General features: G+C 71.7%; 15 protein-coding genes. 7 read left to right on the top strand and 8 right to left on the bottom strand.

Annotated features, from left to right (window positions below; all coding sequences use genetic code 11):
- Window positions 1–17: 17 nt before the first annotated feature.
- Window positions 18–1,262, top strand: coding sequence for an aminoglycoside phosphotransferase family protein (locus ITJ60_RS12200; protein ID WP_194648114.1), 1,245 nt, complete (start codon window positions 18–20; stop codon window positions 1,260–1,262).
- A 622-nt stretch (window positions 1,263–1,884) separates the two neighbouring features.
- Window positions 1,885–4,011 (top strand): DEAD/DEAH box helicase, encoded by a 2,127-nt coding sequence (locus ITJ60_RS12195; RefSeq protein WP_194648113.1) that lies wholly within the window; start codon window positions 1,885–1,887, stop codon window positions 4,009–4,011.
- A 131-nt stretch (window positions 4,012–4,142) separates the two neighbouring features.
- Here ITJ60_RS12195 and ITJ60_RS12190 read toward each other — a convergent pair whose 3' ends face one another.
- A complete protein-coding gene (locus ITJ60_RS12190; protein WP_123293947.1) occupies window positions 4,143–4,415 on the bottom strand; it encodes a mycoredoxin in 273 nt (90 codons plus the stop codon).
- 68 nt (window positions 4,416–4,483) lie between these two features.
- Between ITJ60_RS12190 and ITJ60_RS12185 the strand changes: the two genes are divergently transcribed.
- From ITJ60_RS12185 to ITJ60_RS12175, 3 genes are read left to right on the top strand one after another with little or no spacing between them, the layout of a single operon-like run.
- The gene (locus tag ITJ60_RS12185; RefSeq protein WP_194648112.1) at window positions 4,484–4,810 is read left to right on the top strand and encodes a PadR family transcriptional regulator; all 327 of its coding nucleotides are present in this window, start codon (window positions 4,484–4,486) and stop codon (window positions 4,808–4,810) included.
- The gene (locus ITJ60_RS12180) at window positions 4,807–5,619 is read left to right on the top strand and encodes a hypothetical protein (protein WP_194648111.1); all 813 of its coding nucleotides are present in this window, start codon (window positions 4,807–4,809) and stop codon (window positions 5,617–5,619) included. Before ITJ60_RS12185 ends, ITJ60_RS12180 begins: the two co-directional genes overlap by 4 nt.
- Window positions 5,616–7,145 carry a CYTH domain-containing protein gene (locus ITJ60_RS12175; protein WP_194648110.1) on the top strand — a complete coding sequence of 510 codons (1,530 nt, stop codon included), beginning with the start codon at window positions 5,616–5,618 and terminating at the stop codon, window positions 7,143–7,145. Before ITJ60_RS12180 ends, ITJ60_RS12175 begins: the two co-directional genes overlap by 4 nt.
- Window positions 7,146–7,257: 112 nt before the next feature.
- Here ITJ60_RS12175 and ITJ60_RS12170 read toward each other — a convergent pair whose 3' ends face one another.
- A complete protein-coding gene (locus ITJ60_RS12170; protein WP_416371911.1) occupies window positions 7,258–9,402 on the bottom strand; it encodes a S9 family peptidase in 2,145 nt (714 codons plus the stop codon).
- A gap of 9 nt (window positions 9,403–9,411) precedes the next feature.
- The gene (locus ITJ60_RS12165; protein WP_194648108.1) at window positions 9,412–10,788 is read right to left on the bottom strand and encodes a Fic family protein; all 1,377 of its coding nucleotides are present in this window, start codon (window positions 10,786–10,788) and stop codon (window positions 9,412–9,414) included.
- Window positions 10,789–10,862: 74 nt separating this feature from the next.
- On the opposite strand from ITJ60_RS12165, the gene ITJ60_RS12160 reads away from it, so the two are divergent.
- Complete coding sequence (locus ITJ60_RS12160) at window positions 10,863–12,062, top strand: amidohydrolase (protein WP_194648107.1); 1,200 nt, start codon at window positions 10,863–10,865, stop codon at window positions 12,060–12,062.
- Window positions 12,063–12,173: 111 nt separating this feature from the next.
- Here ITJ60_RS12160 and ITJ60_RS12155 read toward each other — a convergent pair whose 3' ends face one another.
- Window positions 12,174–13,064, bottom strand: a complete 891-nt coding sequence (locus tag ITJ60_RS12155; RefSeq protein WP_194648106.1) for an aminodeoxychorismate lyase — start codon at window positions 13,062–13,064, stop codon at window positions 12,174–12,176.
- A 46-nt stretch (window positions 13,065–13,110) separates the two neighbouring features.
- Window positions 13,111–13,461, bottom strand: coding sequence for a tryptophan synthase subunit alpha (locus ITJ60_RS12150; RefSeq protein WP_123294181.1), 351 nt, complete (start codon window positions 13,459–13,461; stop codon window positions 13,111–13,113).
- Window positions 13,462–13,525: 64 nt separating this feature from the next.
- Here ITJ60_RS12150 and ITJ60_RS12145 point away from each other — a divergent pair, with 64 nt between their 5' ends.
- On the top strand, window positions 13,526–14,044 hold the full coding sequence (locus ITJ60_RS12145) for an 8-oxo-dGTP diphosphatase (RefSeq protein WP_194648105.1): 519 nt from the start codon (window positions 13,526–13,528) through the stop codon (window positions 14,042–14,044).
- 30 nt (window positions 14,045–14,074) lie between these two features.
- Here ITJ60_RS12145 and ITJ60_RS12140 read toward each other — a convergent pair whose 3' ends face one another.
- From ITJ60_RS12140 to ITJ60_RS12130, 3 genes are read right to left on the bottom strand one after another with little or no spacing between them, the layout of a single operon-like run.
- Complete coding sequence (locus ITJ60_RS12140) at window positions 14,075–14,362, bottom strand: hypothetical protein (RefSeq protein WP_111084562.1); 288 nt, start codon at window positions 14,360–14,362, stop codon at window positions 14,075–14,077.
- Between the two features lie 28 nt (window positions 14,363–14,390).
- Complete coding sequence (locus ITJ60_RS12135; protein WP_194648104.1) at window positions 14,391–15,959, bottom strand: ABC transporter permease; 1,569 nt, start codon at window positions 15,957–15,959, stop codon at window positions 14,391–14,393.
- Window positions 15,960–16,011: 52 nt separating this feature from the next.
- Complete coding sequence (locus tag ITJ60_RS12130; RefSeq protein WP_194648103.1) at window positions 16,012–17,700, bottom strand: cation:proton antiporter; 1,689 nt, start codon at window positions 17,698–17,700, stop codon at window positions 16,012–16,014.
- Between the last annotated feature and the right edge of the window lie 85 nt (window positions 17,701–17,785).

Here is a 17,785-nt window from a genome sequence, read left to right as displayed (position 1 = left end):
CACGGTTGACTGATGTCGTGTGGCCCAACCATGAGCGCGTCATCCCGCAGGCCTTCGCCGGCTCCGGGACCTCCGTCGTGGCCGCACGGGCGCACTCCGTCGAGCCCTCAGGCAACGGCTACCTGTACGGCTACGAGGTCGACACCGTCGACCGGAACGGCCAGCGCGCCACCGTCCTGACGTACGTCGACACCGGCGGCGCGCACGACCAGAACAGTGCGATCGTCACCGATCCCGCGACCGGCGAACCCGTCTCGGTGTGGGCGTACCCGAACGATCCGGGTCTGCCGGTGCTGCCGCAGGTGACCTACCGCGACGCGGTCGCCGAGCTCCTGACGACGCTCGGCATGCCCGTCACCGACCCGGTGCTCACGGTGGCCGCGTACCGACCGGGCAAGCGTGCGGTGGTGCGGGTGGACGCCCCCGAGCGCACCCTGTTCCTGAAGATCGTCCGTCCGCACCGGGTCGCGCCGATCGTGAAGTCGCACGAGCAGTTCGTGGCGGCGGGCCTGCCGGTGCCCCGAGTGCTGTCCAGCCGCGGCGACGGACTCCTCGTGCTCGAGCGGATCCGCGGCGTGCCGGCCGGCAGTCGCATCCTCGACATCGCCGACGACTCGCGGTTCGTCGCGTCGCTGGCCGCCCTGAGCGGGCGGGTCGCGACCGTCCCGATGACCCAGCAGGCCCGTGCCGACGCGATGGACCACGCCGACTGGCACCGCCGCACCCTCATCGCCGCGTTGCCGCAGGATGCCGACGAGATCGACCGCCTGTACGACGCCATCGGCCGCCGGTCGATCGGTTGGACGAGTGCGGCGAAACAGGTCGTGCACGGTGACCTGCACCTCGAGCAGGTCTTCGTCGACGAGGACGAGCCCTGGCGCATCTCCGGGCTCCTGGACATCGACACCGCTGGGTGGGGCTTCCCGGTCCGCGACATCGGGGCGGTCGTCGCCCACCTGGTCGTCACCGGCCTCTGGCACCGATCGCGCGGAGACGCCGACCGCGGAGCCGCGGCCGAGCGCCTCGCCGACGCGATCGCCCGCGACTGGGTCGCCCGCAACCCGCGCGAGACCGACCGCATCGGGCCCGCCATCGGTGCCCAGCTGCTGGCCCACGCCGGCGGCCAGGCGACCACCGGCTCCGCGAACGGCATCCAGACCGCCGAGCAGCTCCTCGCGGCGACGCGGGCCGCGTTGGCCGAGGCTGCTCCGGTCCTGCCGGCGGCCGGCCTGGTCCGCCCGCGGTCCGCGCCCCGCGTCTGACGGCTCGCGGCGCCCGTCGCGAAGGCGACAGATCTGCGGGGAACGTTGGCGGGGAACTGTCGCTTTCGCGGGGTGGTCGGCGTGGGGAACCGGGAACCGTCGCTTCGCGGGGTGGTCGGCGTGAGGACCCGGGATCTGTCGCGTCGGCGGGGTGGACGCGACCGGCATCGGACGGGAGGCGCGTGGCGGGCCCGCACTGTGCCTCCCGTCCGTCACGCGGGGCGTTCCAGGAGGCGCGACGCGCGCGGGCGACGCGGAGTCGCCTCTGTCGGGGGTCGGGGAGTAAACTGAGCGCGCACGCACCGCGTTCCCGCGTGCCGCGTCGATTCCGGACGCAGCCGTCGATCACTTGATCGACGCGGGAACCGGGCCGTGACCGCCCCGCGGGGGCGTCACGTGCGTGTGACGACGCCGGATCCCGGCGCGGACCGTCGCACCCGGCGCCGAGCAGGCGCTCGCGGTGGAACGGTCCGCGGGACTCCACCGGACGTCCCGAAGCGGGGACCGGCGATGCGGTGGGCCACGGTGGCCCGCAGCCGAACCGGAGCCGTGTCAGGCCCCGGTGCAGGACTTCCGCCCCACGGGCGGCTCGCCCCGATGCGTGGGCGGAACAGGAGGAGCGTTGGCTCGATCAGGCACCCGGCGAGCTGCCGGCGGGACGCGGACCGCGTCACGTCGGACGAGGCCGCTGGACAACGACGGCGTGATCCCCGTCCTCGCCCGCGCGGTGCGCGAGGTCGAGGCGGCGGCGCAGCGCGGACCGCTCAAAGCGACGAACCGGACGAAGTTCCAGGCCGTCGCGCTGCTCATGCGCGAAGAACGCGCACGGGTGAAGGGTGACACCGAGCTCACGGACTCGCAGCGCGCCGAGCAGCTCAAGCGGCTCGACGGCGTCGCGACGATCCTGGCGAAGACCGCGGCCCGCGACACCAGCGTCATCCAGCTGCTCGCGGAAGAGGTGCAGGTCTCCGAGGCGACCCGCGCCGTCAAGCGCGACATGATGATCGCCGGCGGCATGGAGCTGCAGCCGGAGGACCTCGTCATCGCGGCCGAGCCCACCCCGGTCGCCGAGACCCCGGTGCGCGCCGTCACCCCGCAGGCGGTCGTGCAGCGTCAGCTCGCCAACCCGTTCCTGCCGCCGGACTTCGCGCTCGCCGACCAACCGGTCGCGCACCCGCGTCGCCTGGCGAACTGGGAGCTCTTCGGTCCGCTGTTCAAGTCGTTCGAGTACGGCGCGGGCGGGGGAGCGGCGACGATGCCACTGCCCGAGCCGACCTCGCTGCACTCCCGCTCGGGTACCACGCTGATGAAGCACCAGGCCGAACTGGTCGCCGCCGCGTCGCAGGGGCACCGCACGTTCCTGCTCGCCGACGAGCCGGGCCTCGGCAAGACGGCGCAGTCGTTGCTCGCCGCCGACGCCGCCAACGCGTTCCCGCTGCTCGTCGTGGTGCCGAACGTCGTCAAGACGAACTGGGCGCGCGAAGCCGAGCGCTGGGTGCCGAATCACCGCGCCACCGTCATCCACGGGGACGGCAACGACCTCGACGGGTTCGCTGACATCATCATCGTGAACTACGAGATCCTCGACCGGCACGCCGGCTGGCTCGGGGGCTTCGGCTTCAAGGGCATGGTCGTCGACGAGGCGCACTTCATCAAGAACAAGGACTCGCAGCGCGCTCGCTTCGTGCTCCAGATCGCCGACCGCATCCGGCAGCGCACCGCGGCACCGCTGCTCATGGCGCTGACGGGCACCCCGCTGATCAACTCGGTCGAGGACTTCCGGACCATCTGGGAGTACCTCGGCTGGATCGACGACAAGAAGCCCCGCGCGAAGCTCATGAACGAGCTCGAGGAGATCGGCTTGACGCCGGCCGACCAGGGCTTCTTCGTCGAGGCGCGCCGTGCCGTGATCGACCAGGGCATCGTCCGACGCCGCAAGGTCGACGTCGCCGCGGACATCCCGGCCCGCCGGATCGCCGACATCCCCGTCGAGCTCGACGGCGACGAGGGCCGCTCCATCCGCGACGCCGAGCGCGAGCTCACCGCGAAGCTCGTCCGCCGGTACCACCAGGCGCTCGACGCCCGCACCGGGCAGGACCCGGTCGTCGGCATCGACCACAAGCTCGTCCGTCAGGTCGCGCGCTGGGAGCTCGAGGACCAGGACGCCTCGTCGACCGGTGAGAACGTGTTCTCGATGGTCCGGCGGATCGGTCGCGCCAAGGCCCAGCTCGCAGCCGATTACGCCGCGCAGCTCGCGTCGAACGTCGGCAAGGTCGTGTTCTTCGCGAAGCACCTCGACGTGATGGACCAGGCCGAAGAGGTCTTCGCTCGACGGGGCCTGCGCACCGCCACGATCCGTGGCGACCAGACGGCCACGCAGCGCACGGCGCAGATCGACTCGTTCGTGAACGACCCCGACGTCGCCGTGATCGTCTGCTCGCTCACCGCCGCCGGCGTGGGCCTGAACCTGCAGGTGGCGTCCAACGTCGTGCTCGCCGAGCTGTCGTGGACGAGCGCCGAGCAGACCCAGGCGATCGACCGGGTGCACCGCATCGGGCAGGAAGAGCCCGTCACCGCGTGGCGCATCATCGCCGCGCAGACGATCGACACCAAGATCGCCGAGCTCATCGACTCGAAGGCGTCGTTGGCCGCCCGCGCGCTCGACGGTTCGGACGAGGAACTCGTCGACTCCGGCGACATCCAGCTCGACGCCATGGCTGCGCTGCTGACCGAGGCACTCGGGGGCTAGTTCCGCGGCGGGCGGCGCGCATCCGTCCCGCACGACCGAAGTCCGTCCGAACCACGTGATCACGCGGTTCGGACGGACTTCGGTCGTGCGCAGCGCCGCCGCTCAGATGCATGTGTGCGGGACTTCGCCGCTCAGATGCGGGACTGCACCTCGGCCAGCGACGGGTTCGTCGCCGTGCTGCCGTCGGGGAACACCAGCGTCGGGACGGTCTGGTTGCCGCCGTTGACCTCGGCGACGAGTTCCGCCGTGCCCGGGGTCTGCTCGATGTCGACCTCGGTGAAGGGCACGCCGGCCTTCGTCATCTGGTTCTTCAGGCGGGCGCAGTAGCCGCACCAGGTGGTCGTGAACATCGTGACGCCGCCGGCTTCGGGGGTGAACTGCTCGCGGGTGATCGTGTCGCTCATGGCGCCAGGCTAACCCCGCTTTCTGGACGCCCTTGACGCGCTTATCCGATATAGCTAGGTTAAGCCGCATGGAACCGATCCAACGCGTCACCGCCCCGACGCTCGACGTGCTCGACGCACTGCTGGCCGCCGACGGCCCGGCGTGGGGGCTGCTCGTCATCAAGGCCACCGGGCGCCAGGCCGGCACCGTCTACCCGATCCTCGAGCGACTCGAGCGGCAGGGGTGGATCACGTCGTCGTGGGACGACGAGACCGACCGACCGGGCCCGCGTCGTCGGCTCTACGAGTTCACGCCCGACGGGGTCGACGCCGCACGCGACCTCGTCGCCGCGCGTCCGTCCGCCGCGACGCCCGTTCGTCCGGCGCGCTCGGCCCACCGGCCGGTGACCTCGTGAGCGCGCTCGACCGGGTGCTCGTGGGGGCCGCCGTCGCCGTCTCGCCCGCAGCACACCGCGCCGCCCGCCGCGAGCAGTGGCTCGCCGACGTCCGCGATGCCCACGAACTCGACCTCTCGCCGACCGCACTCGCGTTCGGCGCGTTCACCACGGCGCTGTTCCACCGACGCGCCGGCCACCGTTCCACCTGGGGGGACACCATGACCGCACTGCCGACACCCGTCCGTTCTGCACCGCACACCATCCGGACCGTGCCGGTGCTGGTCGCCCTCGCGGTCGTGTCGTTGCTCGTGGAAGGGGCGTGGCTCATCCTGCAGCCGAACTACGGCTACGAGAGTGCCTCGGACCGAGTCCTCGGCATCACTGGGACGTGGTCTCTGGTGTTCTTCGTGCCCGGTGCGGCCATCGCGCTGGCAGCGCTCACGCTCCGCACGAGTGCTCGACGCCGTCGCCTCGGCGCCAGCATGATCGTCGCGGCGGCCGTCGGCGGTGCGCTGCAGCCGATCCTCACGCCGCCGACGAGCCTGCCGATCGCCCTGGTGCCCGTCGTCCTCGCCCTTGCCGGGTGGCTGGTCGCGGCACGCGCTGCGCGGTGGACCTGGGTACTCCTGGTCCTCCCGGTCGCTGTCTTCGCCCTGCAGTGGGCCGGCGTGCTCTACCCGCTCGTCCCGGTGCGGTGGAGCCCGTTCCTCGTCACCCTGCCCCACCTGGCGATCGTCCTCGCCGGAGCGGTGGCGTCGCGGTTCTCCACCGATGCGCCCGCGGTGGTCGAGGCGCACGGTGAAGCCCTGGTAGACAAGACCTCGTGAGCGACACCCACCTCGAGATCGAGCGCACCTACGACCTGCCAGAGGGCGGTGCCCTGCCCGACCTCGTCGGCGCCGGTGGCATCCTCCGCACCGAGCACCAGGAGCCGTTCGAGCTCGATGCGACGTACTGGGACACCGAGCGGTACGACCTGGTGGCGGCGCGGGTCACGGTCCGTCGGCGTACCGGTGGCCCGGATGCCGGGTGGCACATCAAGCGGTCCGAGTCGGACACGGTCCGCCACGAGCAGCACTTCCCACTGACCGACGACGCCGCCACGGTGCCGACCGAGGTCCTCGCGGCGCTCTTCACCGAGCGTCGCGGCCGTGGCCTGCGCCCCGTGGTCCGCATCACGACCACCCGCACCGTGACCCGCCTGCTCGACGAGGACGGCGACCAGGTCGCCGAGCTCGCCGACGACCAGGTGACCGCGCAGCGCCTCGACGACGACGCTCCGGAGACGCCGCGCACCTGGCGCGAGGTCGAGGTCGAGGCCGTCGCCGACGTCGACCCGCAGGTCGCGCACGAGCTCTTCGCGGCCCTGGACGGGCGCTTCGCGGCCGTGGGCGCCGGCCCCGCCGCCGTCGCGTCCAAGCTGGCACGCGGGCTGGCAGGAGCGTCGGCACCGCGCCTCCAGACCGAGGAGAAGCCGGACAAGGGCACGACCGCACGCGTCCTCGCGAAGCGACTGCGGAAGCTGCGCGCTGCGCTGCTCGGCCAGGAATCGCGGCTCCGCTCCGGCGACGCGGCCGACCTCCGGCAGACGGCTGAGACCGCCCTCGAGATCGCCTCGATCCTCGGCGCCTACCGTCCGGCGTTCGCCGACGGTGACGCCGTCGACCGCGCCGCCGAGGCGGCCGACGGCCTGGCTGCCGTGACCGCGCGCGCAGCACTCAACGAGTACCTCATCGACCGGTTGCCGCGCGCGTCGACCCCGGCGCAGGACGACCTGGTCGACTCGATGACCCGCGAACGCATCCTGGCGTCGACCCGTGAGCGCCGCGACCAGTCGGTGCGGGACGTCGTCGCGTTCGTGCACGGCGAGCCGTTCCTCGAGCTGCTCGACGCGCTCGACGACGCCGTCGAACGTCCGACCCCGACCGAGTGGTCGCTCCGGTCGCCGAAGAAGGTCGCGCAGGACGTCGGCGCCGTCGTGAAGCCGCACATCCGCGAACTCGTCCGGGCCGCGGTCGCCGACGACACCTCGGACACCGCCGCCGAGCGCGAGGCCGCCGACCGTGCGACCACCGAAGCCGCCTGGCAGGGCACGATGCGGGCACGGATGGCGATGGACGTCCTCGGCGACGACGCGTTCCCGCACGCACTCTGGAAGCGGATCGGCAGCGCGGCCGACGTGCTGACCGAACGCGTCCGGTCGCTGCACGCCCTCGACGCGCTGCGGACCAACGCGGCGATCGCCGAACGCGGTGGCGAGGGCACGTTCGGGTACGGCGTGCTCGCGGGGGACCGGGTGCGCCTGGCCGAGGAGTCCTACGACGAGGCGGTGCACGCGCTCAACCGCGTGTGAGGCGCGAGCCGCGTGCCGCGGGCGCGGCGTGCCGCGGGCGCGGCCGTTCGCTTGGTGAGCAGAAATGGTCGGGTGCGCGCGCGCAACCCGACCATTTCTGCTCACCAAGTCATCAGGCGGCGGGCGCCTCGTCGGCCAGGCCGAGCACGTCGAGCAGCCAAGCGAGCTCGAAGGCCCGCTCCTTCCACGAGGCGTACCGACCGCTCACGCCGCCGTGGCCCGCGGACATCTCGGTCTTCAGCAGCACCGGCGCCCCGACCTCGCGCAGCTTCGCGGTCCACTTCGCCGGTTCGACGTAGAGCACACGGGTGTCGTTGATCGACGTCACGGCGAGGATCCGCGGGTACTGCACGTCGTCGCGGACGTTCTCGTACGGGGTGTACTCGCTCATGTAGCGGTAGACCTCGGCGTCGTGCAGCGGGTCGCCCCACTCGTCCCACTCGATGACGGTCAGGGGCAGGTCGGGGTCGAGGATGCTCGTGAGCGCGTCGACGAACGGCACCGCGGCGACGATCCCGGCGAACCGGTCCGGTGCGATGTTCGCCACCGCACCCATCAGGAGCCCGCCCGCGCTGCCGCCCTCGGCCACGAGCCGGTCCGCGGTGGTGCGGCCGGACTCGATCAGGTGGTCGGCGACCGCGACGAAGTCGGTGAACGTGTTCTTCTTCGTCAGCGTCTTGCCGTTCTCGTACCAGTGGCGACCCATCTCGCCGCCACCACGCACGTGGGCGACCGCGAAGACGACGCCGCGGTCGAGCATCGACAGACGCATGACGCTGAAGCCCGGGTCGATGGAGTGCTCGTACGAGCCGTAGCCGTACAGGTGGAGCGGCGAGGGGGTGTCCGCGTCGACGGCGTCGCGCCGCCAGACGAGCGAGATCGGCACGCGGGTGCCGTCCGCCGCCGTGGCCCAGTCGCGCTCCTGCGCGTAGTCGGCGGGGTCGTAGCCGCCGAGCACCGGCTGGCGCTTCAGGACCGTCACCTCGCCGGTCGCCAGGTCCAGGTCGCTGACCTCGGAAGGGGTGACGAAGGAGGTGAACCCGATGCGGAGCGTCGGCTGGTCCCACTCGGGGTTGCCGCCGAGGCCGGCCGAGAACAGTGCCTCGTCGAACGGGACCTCGTGCGCGTCGCCGTACCCGTCACCCTCGATGGGGATGATCGCGATGCGGGGGAGCGCCTCGGAGCGGTACTCGAGCGCGAGGTGCCCGGCGAAGGCGTCGACGGACTCGATGCGGCGCTCGGTGTGGTGCGCCACCACGACCCGGCGGTCCCGCTCGGACGTGGGGTCGTCGGCGGGGACGTCGACGAGCTCGAAGTTCTCGGCACCGTCGTTGTGCAGTACCAGGAACCGGTCGCTGCCGCCGACGATGGCGTGCTCGATCTCGTACTCGACGCCGTCGCGCCGCGGCCACACGACCTGGAACTCGCCGGTCGGGTCGGCGGCGTCGAGCACCAGAGCCTCGGACGTGATCTTCGACCCGAGCTCGATGACGATGTACTGCGACGACCGGGTGACGCCGACGCCGACCCAGTAGCGGTCGTCGGGTTCCTCGAAGACCAGGACGTCGTCCGACGCCGCGGTGCCGACCGCGTGCCGCCAGATCTTGTCCGGGCGCCACGACTCGTCGACCGTCGGGTAGAAGACGTAGCGACCGGCCGGGTCGAACGTCGCGCCGGCCCCGGTGTTCGGGATGGCGTCGCCGAGATCGGTGCCGGAGGCCAGGTCGCGCACGTGCAGGGTGTACCGCTCGTCGCCCTCGACGTCGATGCCGTAGACCAGGCGGGTGCCGTCGTCGCTGATGTCGTAGGTGCCGAGGGAGAAGAACTCGTGGCCGTCGGCCAGGGCGTTGCCGTCGAGGACGACCTGCTCGCCGGGGAGGGTCGACTCGCCCTCGACGACAGCCGGCGGGGTCCAGTCATCAGGACCGGCGATCGGCGCACGGCAGTGCACGCCGTACTGGCTGCCCTCGGCCGTGCGGGTGAAGTACCACCAGCCGCCCATGCGCACCGGCACCGAGAGGTCGGTCTCCTGGACGCGGTTCTTGACCTCGGCGAAGACGCGGTCGCGCAGCGGGGCGAGGTGGTCGGTGGCGGCGTCGGTGTAGGCGTTCTCGGCCTCGAGGTAGGCGAGGGTGTCCGGCGACTCCTTGTCACGCAGCCACTCGTAGTCGTCGACGAAGTCGATGCCGTGGTGGGTCCGCGTCACGGGCCGCTTGGCGGCGGTGGGCGGGGTGGCGTGGGAGTGCTCGGTGCTCACCATCCCACCCTATGCGCACGGCCCCGTGGCGAGCCGGGCGTCACGCCGCCCGGAACCGGTCGCACCGCGTCTGCCGGGCCGCCCCGTCCGGAAGCGGTCGGTCCGCGTCCGCCCGGCCACCCCCGCGCGGACCCGCTGCTCGAACGCCTCGAGCTCGTCCACGACTGCCGGAGCGACCCAGGCACGGTCACGCCGCCGCTCGGTGACCGGACGCAGCACCCCGGCGTGGACGAGGTCTGCGGCCACGGAGCCGGCCAGGTCGGCGTCGACCGGTCCGTCGTCGACGCCGGCGAGGAGGTCCTGCAGACGAGTCTCGGTCAGGACCGGGTCGTGGGCGAGCGCCTGCCCGACGACGGCGTGGACACCCGTGGCACACGGACCCGCCATCCGGTCGGCCGCGTGCTCGTCGAGCAGCAGGGCGGTCACGGTCGCCTCGTCGCACACGGTACCGATGGCGATCGCGATGTCTGCCACGAGGGCGTCCACGACCCCGTCGCGGTACCGCTCGAGGTGCCGGAAGTACCGGCCCCGATCCGCTGCGAGTGCGGTGGCGATCGGTGCGGTCACGGTCGTCGTGACGCCCCGCCGCCGCAACACGGCACTGATCACTGCCCGTCCGATCCGGCCGTTGCCGTCGGTGAACGGGTGGATCGACTCGAACTGGGCGTGCCCGATCGCAGCCTGGGCGATCGGGTGCAGGTCGGTCCGGTGCAGGAACGCGAACAGGTCGGCCATGAGCGGCGCGACGAGCTCCGGCGGCGGCGGGACGTACGTCGCCAGCCGCGGGGTGTCACCGCCACCGATCCAGTTCTGGACGCTGCGGTAGCGCCCGGCGTACCGGCCGTCGACCGGGTCGTCGCGCATGAGCAGCCGGTGCGCCTCGAGCAGCGCGGCCTCGGTGATCACGCCCGTGTCCGCTGCCGCGACCAACCCCTCGATCGCACCGGCGGCGCGGACGACGACGGTCGCACTCGGGTTCGCGCGGATGCCCACGAGCGCTCGGGCGCAGTCGTCGAGCGACGCGGACTCGTCCTCGATCCGCGACGAGGCGACGGCCTCGGTCCGACCGATCACCGATCCGAGGGGCGCGAGCCGGGAACCGTGGTGGACGTCGAGCGACCGGAGCGCCGCGGCTGCGCGGTCGAGCAGCGCCTCGGTCCGGGCATCGGGCTCCCACCGAGCACGAGCGATCCTCGGTGGGAGCGACACCCGGACGGACGTGGTCATCCGATCGGCGCGGGAACCCCGGCGGGCACTGCGCCACGGACGCTCCGCGCTGCCGTGCACGGGCCATCCGCGGTGCAGGAGCACGCCGCCGTGCGCGGTCTGGCCCCCGAGCGCGGTCGAGCCGTCGTGGACGTGCGGGGCCTCGCTCCGATGCACCATGCCGGGAGCGTAGGGACCCCCGGACGCCCGACGCCAGGAATTCGTATTTCGCCGGCCCGCGTAGCGTTGGTGGCATGAGCAACTCCTTCGCGATCACCGGTGCCCACGTCGTCCCCGTCTCCGCCCCCGCCTTCGACGGCGGCGCGGTCGTCGTCGAGGACGGCCGCATCACCGCGATCGGCCCGGACGTCACACCGCCCCCGGGGATCACCGTCGTGGACGCAGCCGGTGCGTGGCTCGTCCCCGGGTTCGTCGAGTCCCACGGCCACGTCGGCATCCACGAGGAGGCGAACGGCGAAGCCGGGAACGACACGAACGAGATGACCGGCCCGAACATGGCCGGCGTCCGTGCGATCGACGCGATCGACATCGACGACGAGGGCTTCCGCGACGCGCTCGCCGGGGGCATCACGAGCATCGTCGTGAAGCCGGGGTCCGGAAACCCGATCGGCGGCCAGACCGTCGCCATCAAGACCTGGGGCGGGCGCACCGTCGACGAGCAGCTCATCTCGGACTCGGTGAGCATCAAGAGCGCGCTCGGCGAGAACCCGAAGCGGGTGTACGGCGGCAAGGGTCAGACGCCGTCGACGCGCCTCGGCGTCGCGAAGATCATCCGTGACGCCTTCGTCGAGGCCCAGAACTACCGCGCCGCCCGTGACGCCGCCGCCGCGAAGGGTGAGCCGTTCGCGCGTGACCTGACGAAGGAGGCACTCGTCCGGGTCCTCGACGGCGAACTCGTCTGGGACCAGCACACCCACCGCCACGACGACATCGCGACCGCGATCCGGCTGTCCGAGGAGTTCGGCTACCGCCTGGTCGTGAACCACGGCACCGAGGCGCACAAGATCGCCAGCCTGCTCGCCGAGAAGGACATCCCGGTCATCTACGGCCCGCTGTTCACGAGCCGCTCGAAGGTCGAGCTCCGCGACCGCGGCATCCCGAACCTCGCCACCATCGCCGCCGCCGGCGTCCGGGTCGCGATCACCACGGACGCACCCGTCGTGCCGATCGGCATGCTCGTCGACCAGGCCACGGCCGCGGTGAAGGAGGGCCTGCCCGCCCAGACCGCGCTCGAAGCGCTCACGGTCAACCCGGCCGAGTTCCTGGGGTTCGGTGACCGCGTCGGCCGGCTGGCCGCGGGCTACGACGCCGACCTCGTGCTCTGGGACGGCGACCCGCTCGACGCGACCAGTCGCGCGACGCGCGTCTGGATCGACGGCCGCCAGGTCTTCGAGTGGGCGCACGGCGCGGGCGTCACCACCCCGCGCTGGTAGCGGGGGAGAGCCGGGAGGCCCGGATCGCGCCGTGCCCGCACGTCGCGATCCGGGCCTCCCGTCCGTGGCGCCGGGGGCGCTGGGTCGTGACGGCCGGCGGACCCGGCCGGCTCAGACCTCGCGCGCCAGCAGGAACTCGTTGATGCGGTCCGTCAGGTCCGCGTCGATCGCGCGGGCGTCGCCGTTCACGGCCCGGATCGGTGCCGCCTGCCGGACGCTCGACACGAGCCAGAGTGCGTCGGCAGCCTGCAGGTCGGCGAGCGTGACGAGTTCGTAGGCGGTCTCGATGCCCTGCTGCTCGGCGAAGCGGAAGACATCGGCCTGCGTGGTGCCGGCCAGGATCCCGATGTCGGTGCGCGTCGTGACGAGCCGGTCGCCGACCTTCAGGATCAGGTTCGCGCGCGTGCCCTCGAGCACGTAGCCGTCGCTCGACACGAACAGGGCGTCGTCGGCACCGCGCCGGGCGGCCTCGCGCAGGGCGGCCATGTTGACCGCGTACGACAGGGTCTTCGCGCCCTGCAGCAGCCACGGCGAGGTGCGCTCGACGTCGTGACGGTAGCCGCGGTCCAGCACGACGACGGAGATGCCCTCGGTGCGCGCGGCGGTCGAGTCGACGGACGGCGCGGCGTAGACCCAGCCGGTGGGTCGGTCGGTGCCCTCGACGCCACGGGTCAGGACGGTCTTCGCGAAGGCCTCGCGGACCGGGTCGAGCCGGGCGCAGACGGCCTCGATCGCCTGCCGCCAGGCGTCGGGGTCCGGCGCGGGCAGGTCGAGCATCGCGGCGGAGCGGCCGAACCGGTCGAGGTGCGCCTCGAGGGCCTGCGGACGACCGTCGACCACCGTGATCGTCTCGAAGACGCCGTCGCCTCGGGTGATGCCGAGGTCCTGCACCTGGAGGTGCTCCTCGAGCGGCTTCGCCCACGTGAAGGCGTCCGCTGCGGGGTCGTGCGCCGCGGCGTCGCGGGAGGGCTGGTTGAGGATCGCGAGCACGGTTTCGGTCATGCGCCCATCCAATCGCACACACGTCCGCGTGCGTTGTGCGTGGACCTCAGCTCGCGTCGGGCAGGGCGCCCATGAGCTTCCACACCGCCTGGGTGAGCTCGGGGTGCTGCAGCGCGATCCGGCGCAACCGGTGGTACTCCTCGCCGAGGACGGTGCCCTGACCGGACGCGGGGTGCATCGACCACTGGGCGTGCCGCTTGCCGATCGCGGCGTCGAGGTCGACCGCGTCGGCCCGGAGGATGAGCACGACCTGCTCGTCCACCGTGGGGAGCGTCGGCATGAACTCCCACGGGTCCTCGCCCTGGCGGCTCCGGTGCTCGACGAGCATCGAGATCTCCTCGGCGGCCTCGGCGCGCAGCACTTCGAGGCTGCGCCCGGTCCTGCGGGGCTCAGCCATGGTGCCCCCGCAGCACGCCTGCCATGGGAAGAGCGTACGACACATCTTCGGCCAGACTGGACGGGTGACCCCGCGCGACGAGAGCAAGTCCCAGCACCCCCGAGTGGTCGTCGTCTACCTGCTGCGCGACGGCGAGCGCGGGCCCGAGGTCCTGCTCGGGGAGAAGCGCCGCGGTCTCGGCACCGGTCGGTTGGTCGGCCCGGGCGGCAAGCGCGAGCCCGGTGAGACGGCGGTCGACACCGCCGTGCGCGAGGTCCGCGAAGAGGTCGACCTGCGTCTCGAGACGGTCGACCTGGAGGCCCGTGGCACGTTGGACTACCGGTTCCCGTACCGGCCGTCCTGGTCCCAGGTCTCGGACGTCTTCGTGTGCCGCCGCTGGCAGGGCAGCCCGTCGGGCTCCGACGAGCTCGAGCCGCGGTGGATCCCGGTCGCCGACGTCCCCTACGAGGCGATGTGGGACGACGCGAAGTACTGGCTCCCCGGGGTGCTCCGCGGGGGGTCGGTGCGTGCACGCTTCACGTTCGCCGACGACGACGCGACGGTCGCGGGCTTCACCGGGACGGGTGTCGAGACACCCGCGTAGAGCGGATCAGCGGATCAGCGGATCAGCGGATCAGCGGGTCTGCTGGGTGCGGGTGCTGCCGGTGCGTGCTTCCTCGGCGGCGGCGATGACCTCGGCGTCCCCGCTGCGACCACCGAGGGGCCGGACGAAGAAGTCGATGATCCCGAACACGATCGCGCCGACCATGGCGAACATCGCCCAGCCGACGAAGAGCCCGGCGGTGTTCCGGCCGTCGGCGGGCGCGAGCACGATGCTCGCGACGTAGAAGCCGACCGTCAGCACGAGGAGCACGACGACGACGGTGACGAGGACGCGGTGCCAGGTGATGCGGGGGTTCATGCCCCCCAGGATACGCGCCGCCGGCACCTCACCGGTCCGCGTGCCGGCCGTGCGGCGGCTCGTCCGACGTGTCGACGCGGGCCGACGTGTCGGACCGAGCCGGTGCCCTGGAGCCCCCGGTGCGTGGGACGGGACGCGTGCGCGGTCCGGTCCCCGCGCCTCCCGTGCGCTCTCCGGTCCGCACCACGGGGATGCGGCCGGTGGGGGTGGTCTCGGTCTCGAGGCCGTCGCGGCCGCCGGTGAAGACGTCGCCGCCGACGCGGGCGTCCTCCCAGTCGTCGTCGCTCAGGACGCTCAGGGTGCCCGTCTCGGTGGACTCGAGGCCGTGGCGCTCGAGCTCGGCGTCGCGCTCCTTGCCGAGGAACTCGCGGTTGGCGGTGTTGGCGTCCTGGAACATCGTGGTCCGGCCGGTGACGATGGCGCGGATGCGTCGGCGTTCCCACCACTTCTTGCCGAAGTACATGAGCACCAGGCCGACCGCCGCGTAGCAGCCCATCGTGATCAGGCCGCGGGCCGGGCCGGGGCCGACGCCGTAGATCTGGTGCTTGATCATGTCGACCATGCTGGAACCGACGACGACGTTGTTGAGCCAGGCGAACGGCTCCGGCATGAACCACTTCGGGTACGCCCCGCCGGACGACGGCATCGACAGGAACACGAAGCAGATCATGGCGGGGGCGGCGATGAACCGGCCGACGAAGTAGCTCAGCCCGTTGACGGCGAGACCGATCGCGACGATCCACCCCCAGGCGATGAGCACGAGCTGGATCCAGTGGCCGTGGATGGCGCCGACGACCGGACCGGCGAGCGTGTTCGTGATGAGGGAGATGACGAGGCCGCCGACGACGATGACGGTCATGCGGGTGCGGTGCCGGAGCGGGCCGCCCATGATCCCGATGAACATCGCGACCATGTAGCCGCCGATGCACCAGGCGAGCATGACGTACATCGGGACGGTGCCGTACTCGTCCCACGCGGGCAGGGGAGCGAGCTCGGTGACCGTCGGAGTCGCGACCCCGATCCCGGTCAGCACCGCGGTCAGCGTCGCCGGCACGAGGCTCGCGACCTGGAACTGGTGGGCGCTCGCCTTGAAGAACTCGTTCGTCGCGGGGTCGTACGCGACCGCCATCGAGCCGGCGAGCACGTCCCGCTTCGCCGCGGCGAGGGAGTCGTAGGTGTGGAACACGAACTCGCCCGGCAACGCCTTCTGCACGGCGGCGACGAGCGTCGGGTCGCTGCCGACGAGCGCGATCGGCACGTCGTGCGGGTGCGGTGCGTGGAACGCGAACACGTAGCAGAGGCAGAAACCGACGATGAAGAAGAGCGGCATCCAGAGCTGCAGCCCGATGAGCTGGAGCGACGGGTGCAGCGTCGAGTACCAGCGCCGGTACGCGCCGTGCTGCTGCGGTTCCGGCACGGGTGCCTGGCGGCGTGGTGCCGGTCGGGTGGAACCGGCGACCTTCGCGCCGCGACGGGGCTTGGTCCCACGGGCCGAGGGCCGTGTGCTGCGTGGCTTCGGGGGCGACGTCGGCCGGGACGCTCCGGGACGGTCCGGGGTGTCGTCGTTCTTCGGGACGTCGTTCCGCGGCGTGCTCACTCGGCGTTGTGCTCCTGTACTCGATCGGAGCGCCAGGATACGCCCGAGGCCCTCAGGAGCGGCTGCGTGACGCCTGCGCCGAGTCCATCGCGAGTTCTTCGGCGTCGAGGGTCACGAGCACGCGGCGCATGACCTCTTCGTCGAGGTTGCCCTTCTCGCGCTCCTCGAGCACGATCTCGCGTCGGCGGTCGAGCAGCTCGCGCCGGATGTCCTGGATCTGCGAGCCGCGCAGGCGCATCGGGGCGTTGCGCTCCTCGACCTCTTCTTCCTCGGCGTCCTGGCGGAAGGTCTCGACCTGTCGCTCGAGCCGTGCCTTCAGCCGGTTCACCACCGAGTCGACGGCGACGTCGCCGTACTGCTTCGACCAGTCCGGACGACGCTTCTCGAGCAGCTCGATCGCGGCCTCGGTCGTGCGCTGGTTCAGGCGCATCTCGCTCCGGACGTCCTCTTCGCCCTCGGCCGGGTCCTGCACCTTGAGTGCACGGATGACGAAGGGCAGGGTCAGGCCCTGCAGCAGCAGGGTGCCGACGGTGACGAAGAACGCGATGATGAAGATCGTGTCCTGTGCGGGGATCTGCGTCGGGCTCGCGACCACGGACACCGCGGCGGCGAGGGTGACCACGCCGCGCATGCCGGTCCACGAGATGACGGTGAGCTCGCGCCAGTTGAGCTTCGGCTCGGCCGTCCCGCGCATCCACCGCAGCGACGGGTGGCCCCGGGAGAGCTTGATGCGCAGCGGACGGAGCCATCGCCCGTTGACGCGGTTGCGCACGTACGACTCGAAGATGAAGAGCGGCCGCACCAGGATCACGACGCCGAGCACCACGGCCGCGGCGGTGAGTGTCTGGCCGAGACTCCGTTCGCTCTCGACCAGGTCCTGCACCACGGTGTTGAGCTGCAGGCCGATCAGGGCGAAGACGAAGCCCTCGAGGATGACGTCGATGCTGGTCCACAGCGGACGCTCCTGCAGTCGGGTGGCGTAGCCCTCCTTCGGCGAGTTGTAGCCGATGTACAGGCCGGCCGTGACGACCGCGATGACGCCGGAACCGGACAGGTCCTCGGCCAGGATGTAGGCGACGAAGGGCAGCAGGATGCTCATGATCGTCTCGACCACGGGGTCGTTGAGCCGCATCCGGATCCAGTGCACGACGACACCGAGCACGATGCCGACGGCCAGGCCGACGCCGATCGCCAAGCCGAAGATGCCGAGGTCCTGCCAGACGGTGAGCGACGTCCCCGCGATGATCAGGGTGAACACGCGCACCAGGGTCAGGGACGCGGCGTCGTTGATCAGGCTCTCGCCGGACAGCACCGTCATCACCCGGCGGGGGAGCCCGAGCTTGCGACCGATCGCGGCGGCGGAGACGGCGTCCGGCGGGGCGACGATCGCACCGAGCAGGATCGCCGCGGGCAGGGTCATGTCCGGGATCAGGAAGTACGCCACCGCGCCGACCACGAGTGCCGTCACGATGACCAGGAAGATGCCGAGACGCCGGATCTGCTTGATCGACGTCCGGAAGCTCTGCCACGACACGTCGAGCGCCGCCGAGTAGAGCAGCGGCGGCAGGATCACCGTCAGGATCACCTCGGAGTCGATCTCCATCGCGGGGAGCCCCGGCAGGAACGAGGCTGCGAGCGCGACCGCCGTCACGAGCAGCGGAGCGGGGAGTCCCTTGGCCCGTGCGAACCCGGTCACCGCGAGCGATCCGACCAACAGGATGAGGAGCTCGACGGTGTCCATGGGACTCATTCTCGCATCGGCATGGTTCCGAATCTGAACGAGTCTGAAGCTCCGGTGAACAGCAGGTTGCCGATCAGGTTTGCTC

The sequence above is a fragment of the Curtobacterium sp. VKM Ac-2884 genome (genome assembly GCF_015350945.1).
GTDB lineage: Bacteria > Actinomycetota > Actinomycetes > Actinomycetales > Microbacteriaceae > Curtobacterium.
This window is presented reverse-complemented; position numbering and strand designations above follow the sequence as displayed.

What these genes read in the sequence shown, in the direction of transcription:
- ITJ60_RS12190 (WP_123293947.1), bottom strand. Translation starts at nt 4,415, where the DNA reads ATGAGCGACACGATCACCCGCGAGCAGTTCACCCCCGAAGCCGGCGGC.
- ITJ60_RS12155 (WP_194648106.1), bottom strand. Translation starts at nt 13,064, where the DNA reads ATGACCGAAACCGTGCTCGCGATCCTCAACCAGCCCTCCCGCGACGCC.
- ITJ60_RS12140 (WP_111084562.1), bottom strand. Translation starts at nt 14,362, where the DNA reads ATGAACCCCCGCATCACCTGGCACCGCGTCCTCGTCACCGTCGTCGTC.
- ITJ60_RS12165 (WP_194648108.1), bottom strand. Translation starts at nt 10,788, where the DNA reads ATGGTGCATCGGAGCGAGGCCCCGCACGTCCACGACGGCTCGACCGCG.
- ITJ60_RS12185 (WP_194648112.1), top strand. Translation starts at nt 4,484, where the DNA reads ATGGAACCGATCCAACGCGTCACCGCCCCGACGCTCGACGTGCTCGAC.
- ITJ60_RS12160 (WP_194648107.1), top strand. Translation starts at nt 10,863, where the DNA reads ATGAGCAACTCCTTCGCGATCACCGGTGCCCACGTCGTCCCCGTCTCC.
- ITJ60_RS12150 (WP_123294181.1), bottom strand. Translation starts at nt 13,461, where the DNA reads ATGGCTGAGCCCCGCAGGACCGGGCGCAGCCTCGAAGTGCTGCGCGCC.
- ITJ60_RS12130 (WP_194648103.1), bottom strand. Translation starts at nt 17,700, where the DNA reads ATGGACACCGTCGAGCTCCTCATCCTGTTGGTCGGATCGCTCGCGGTG.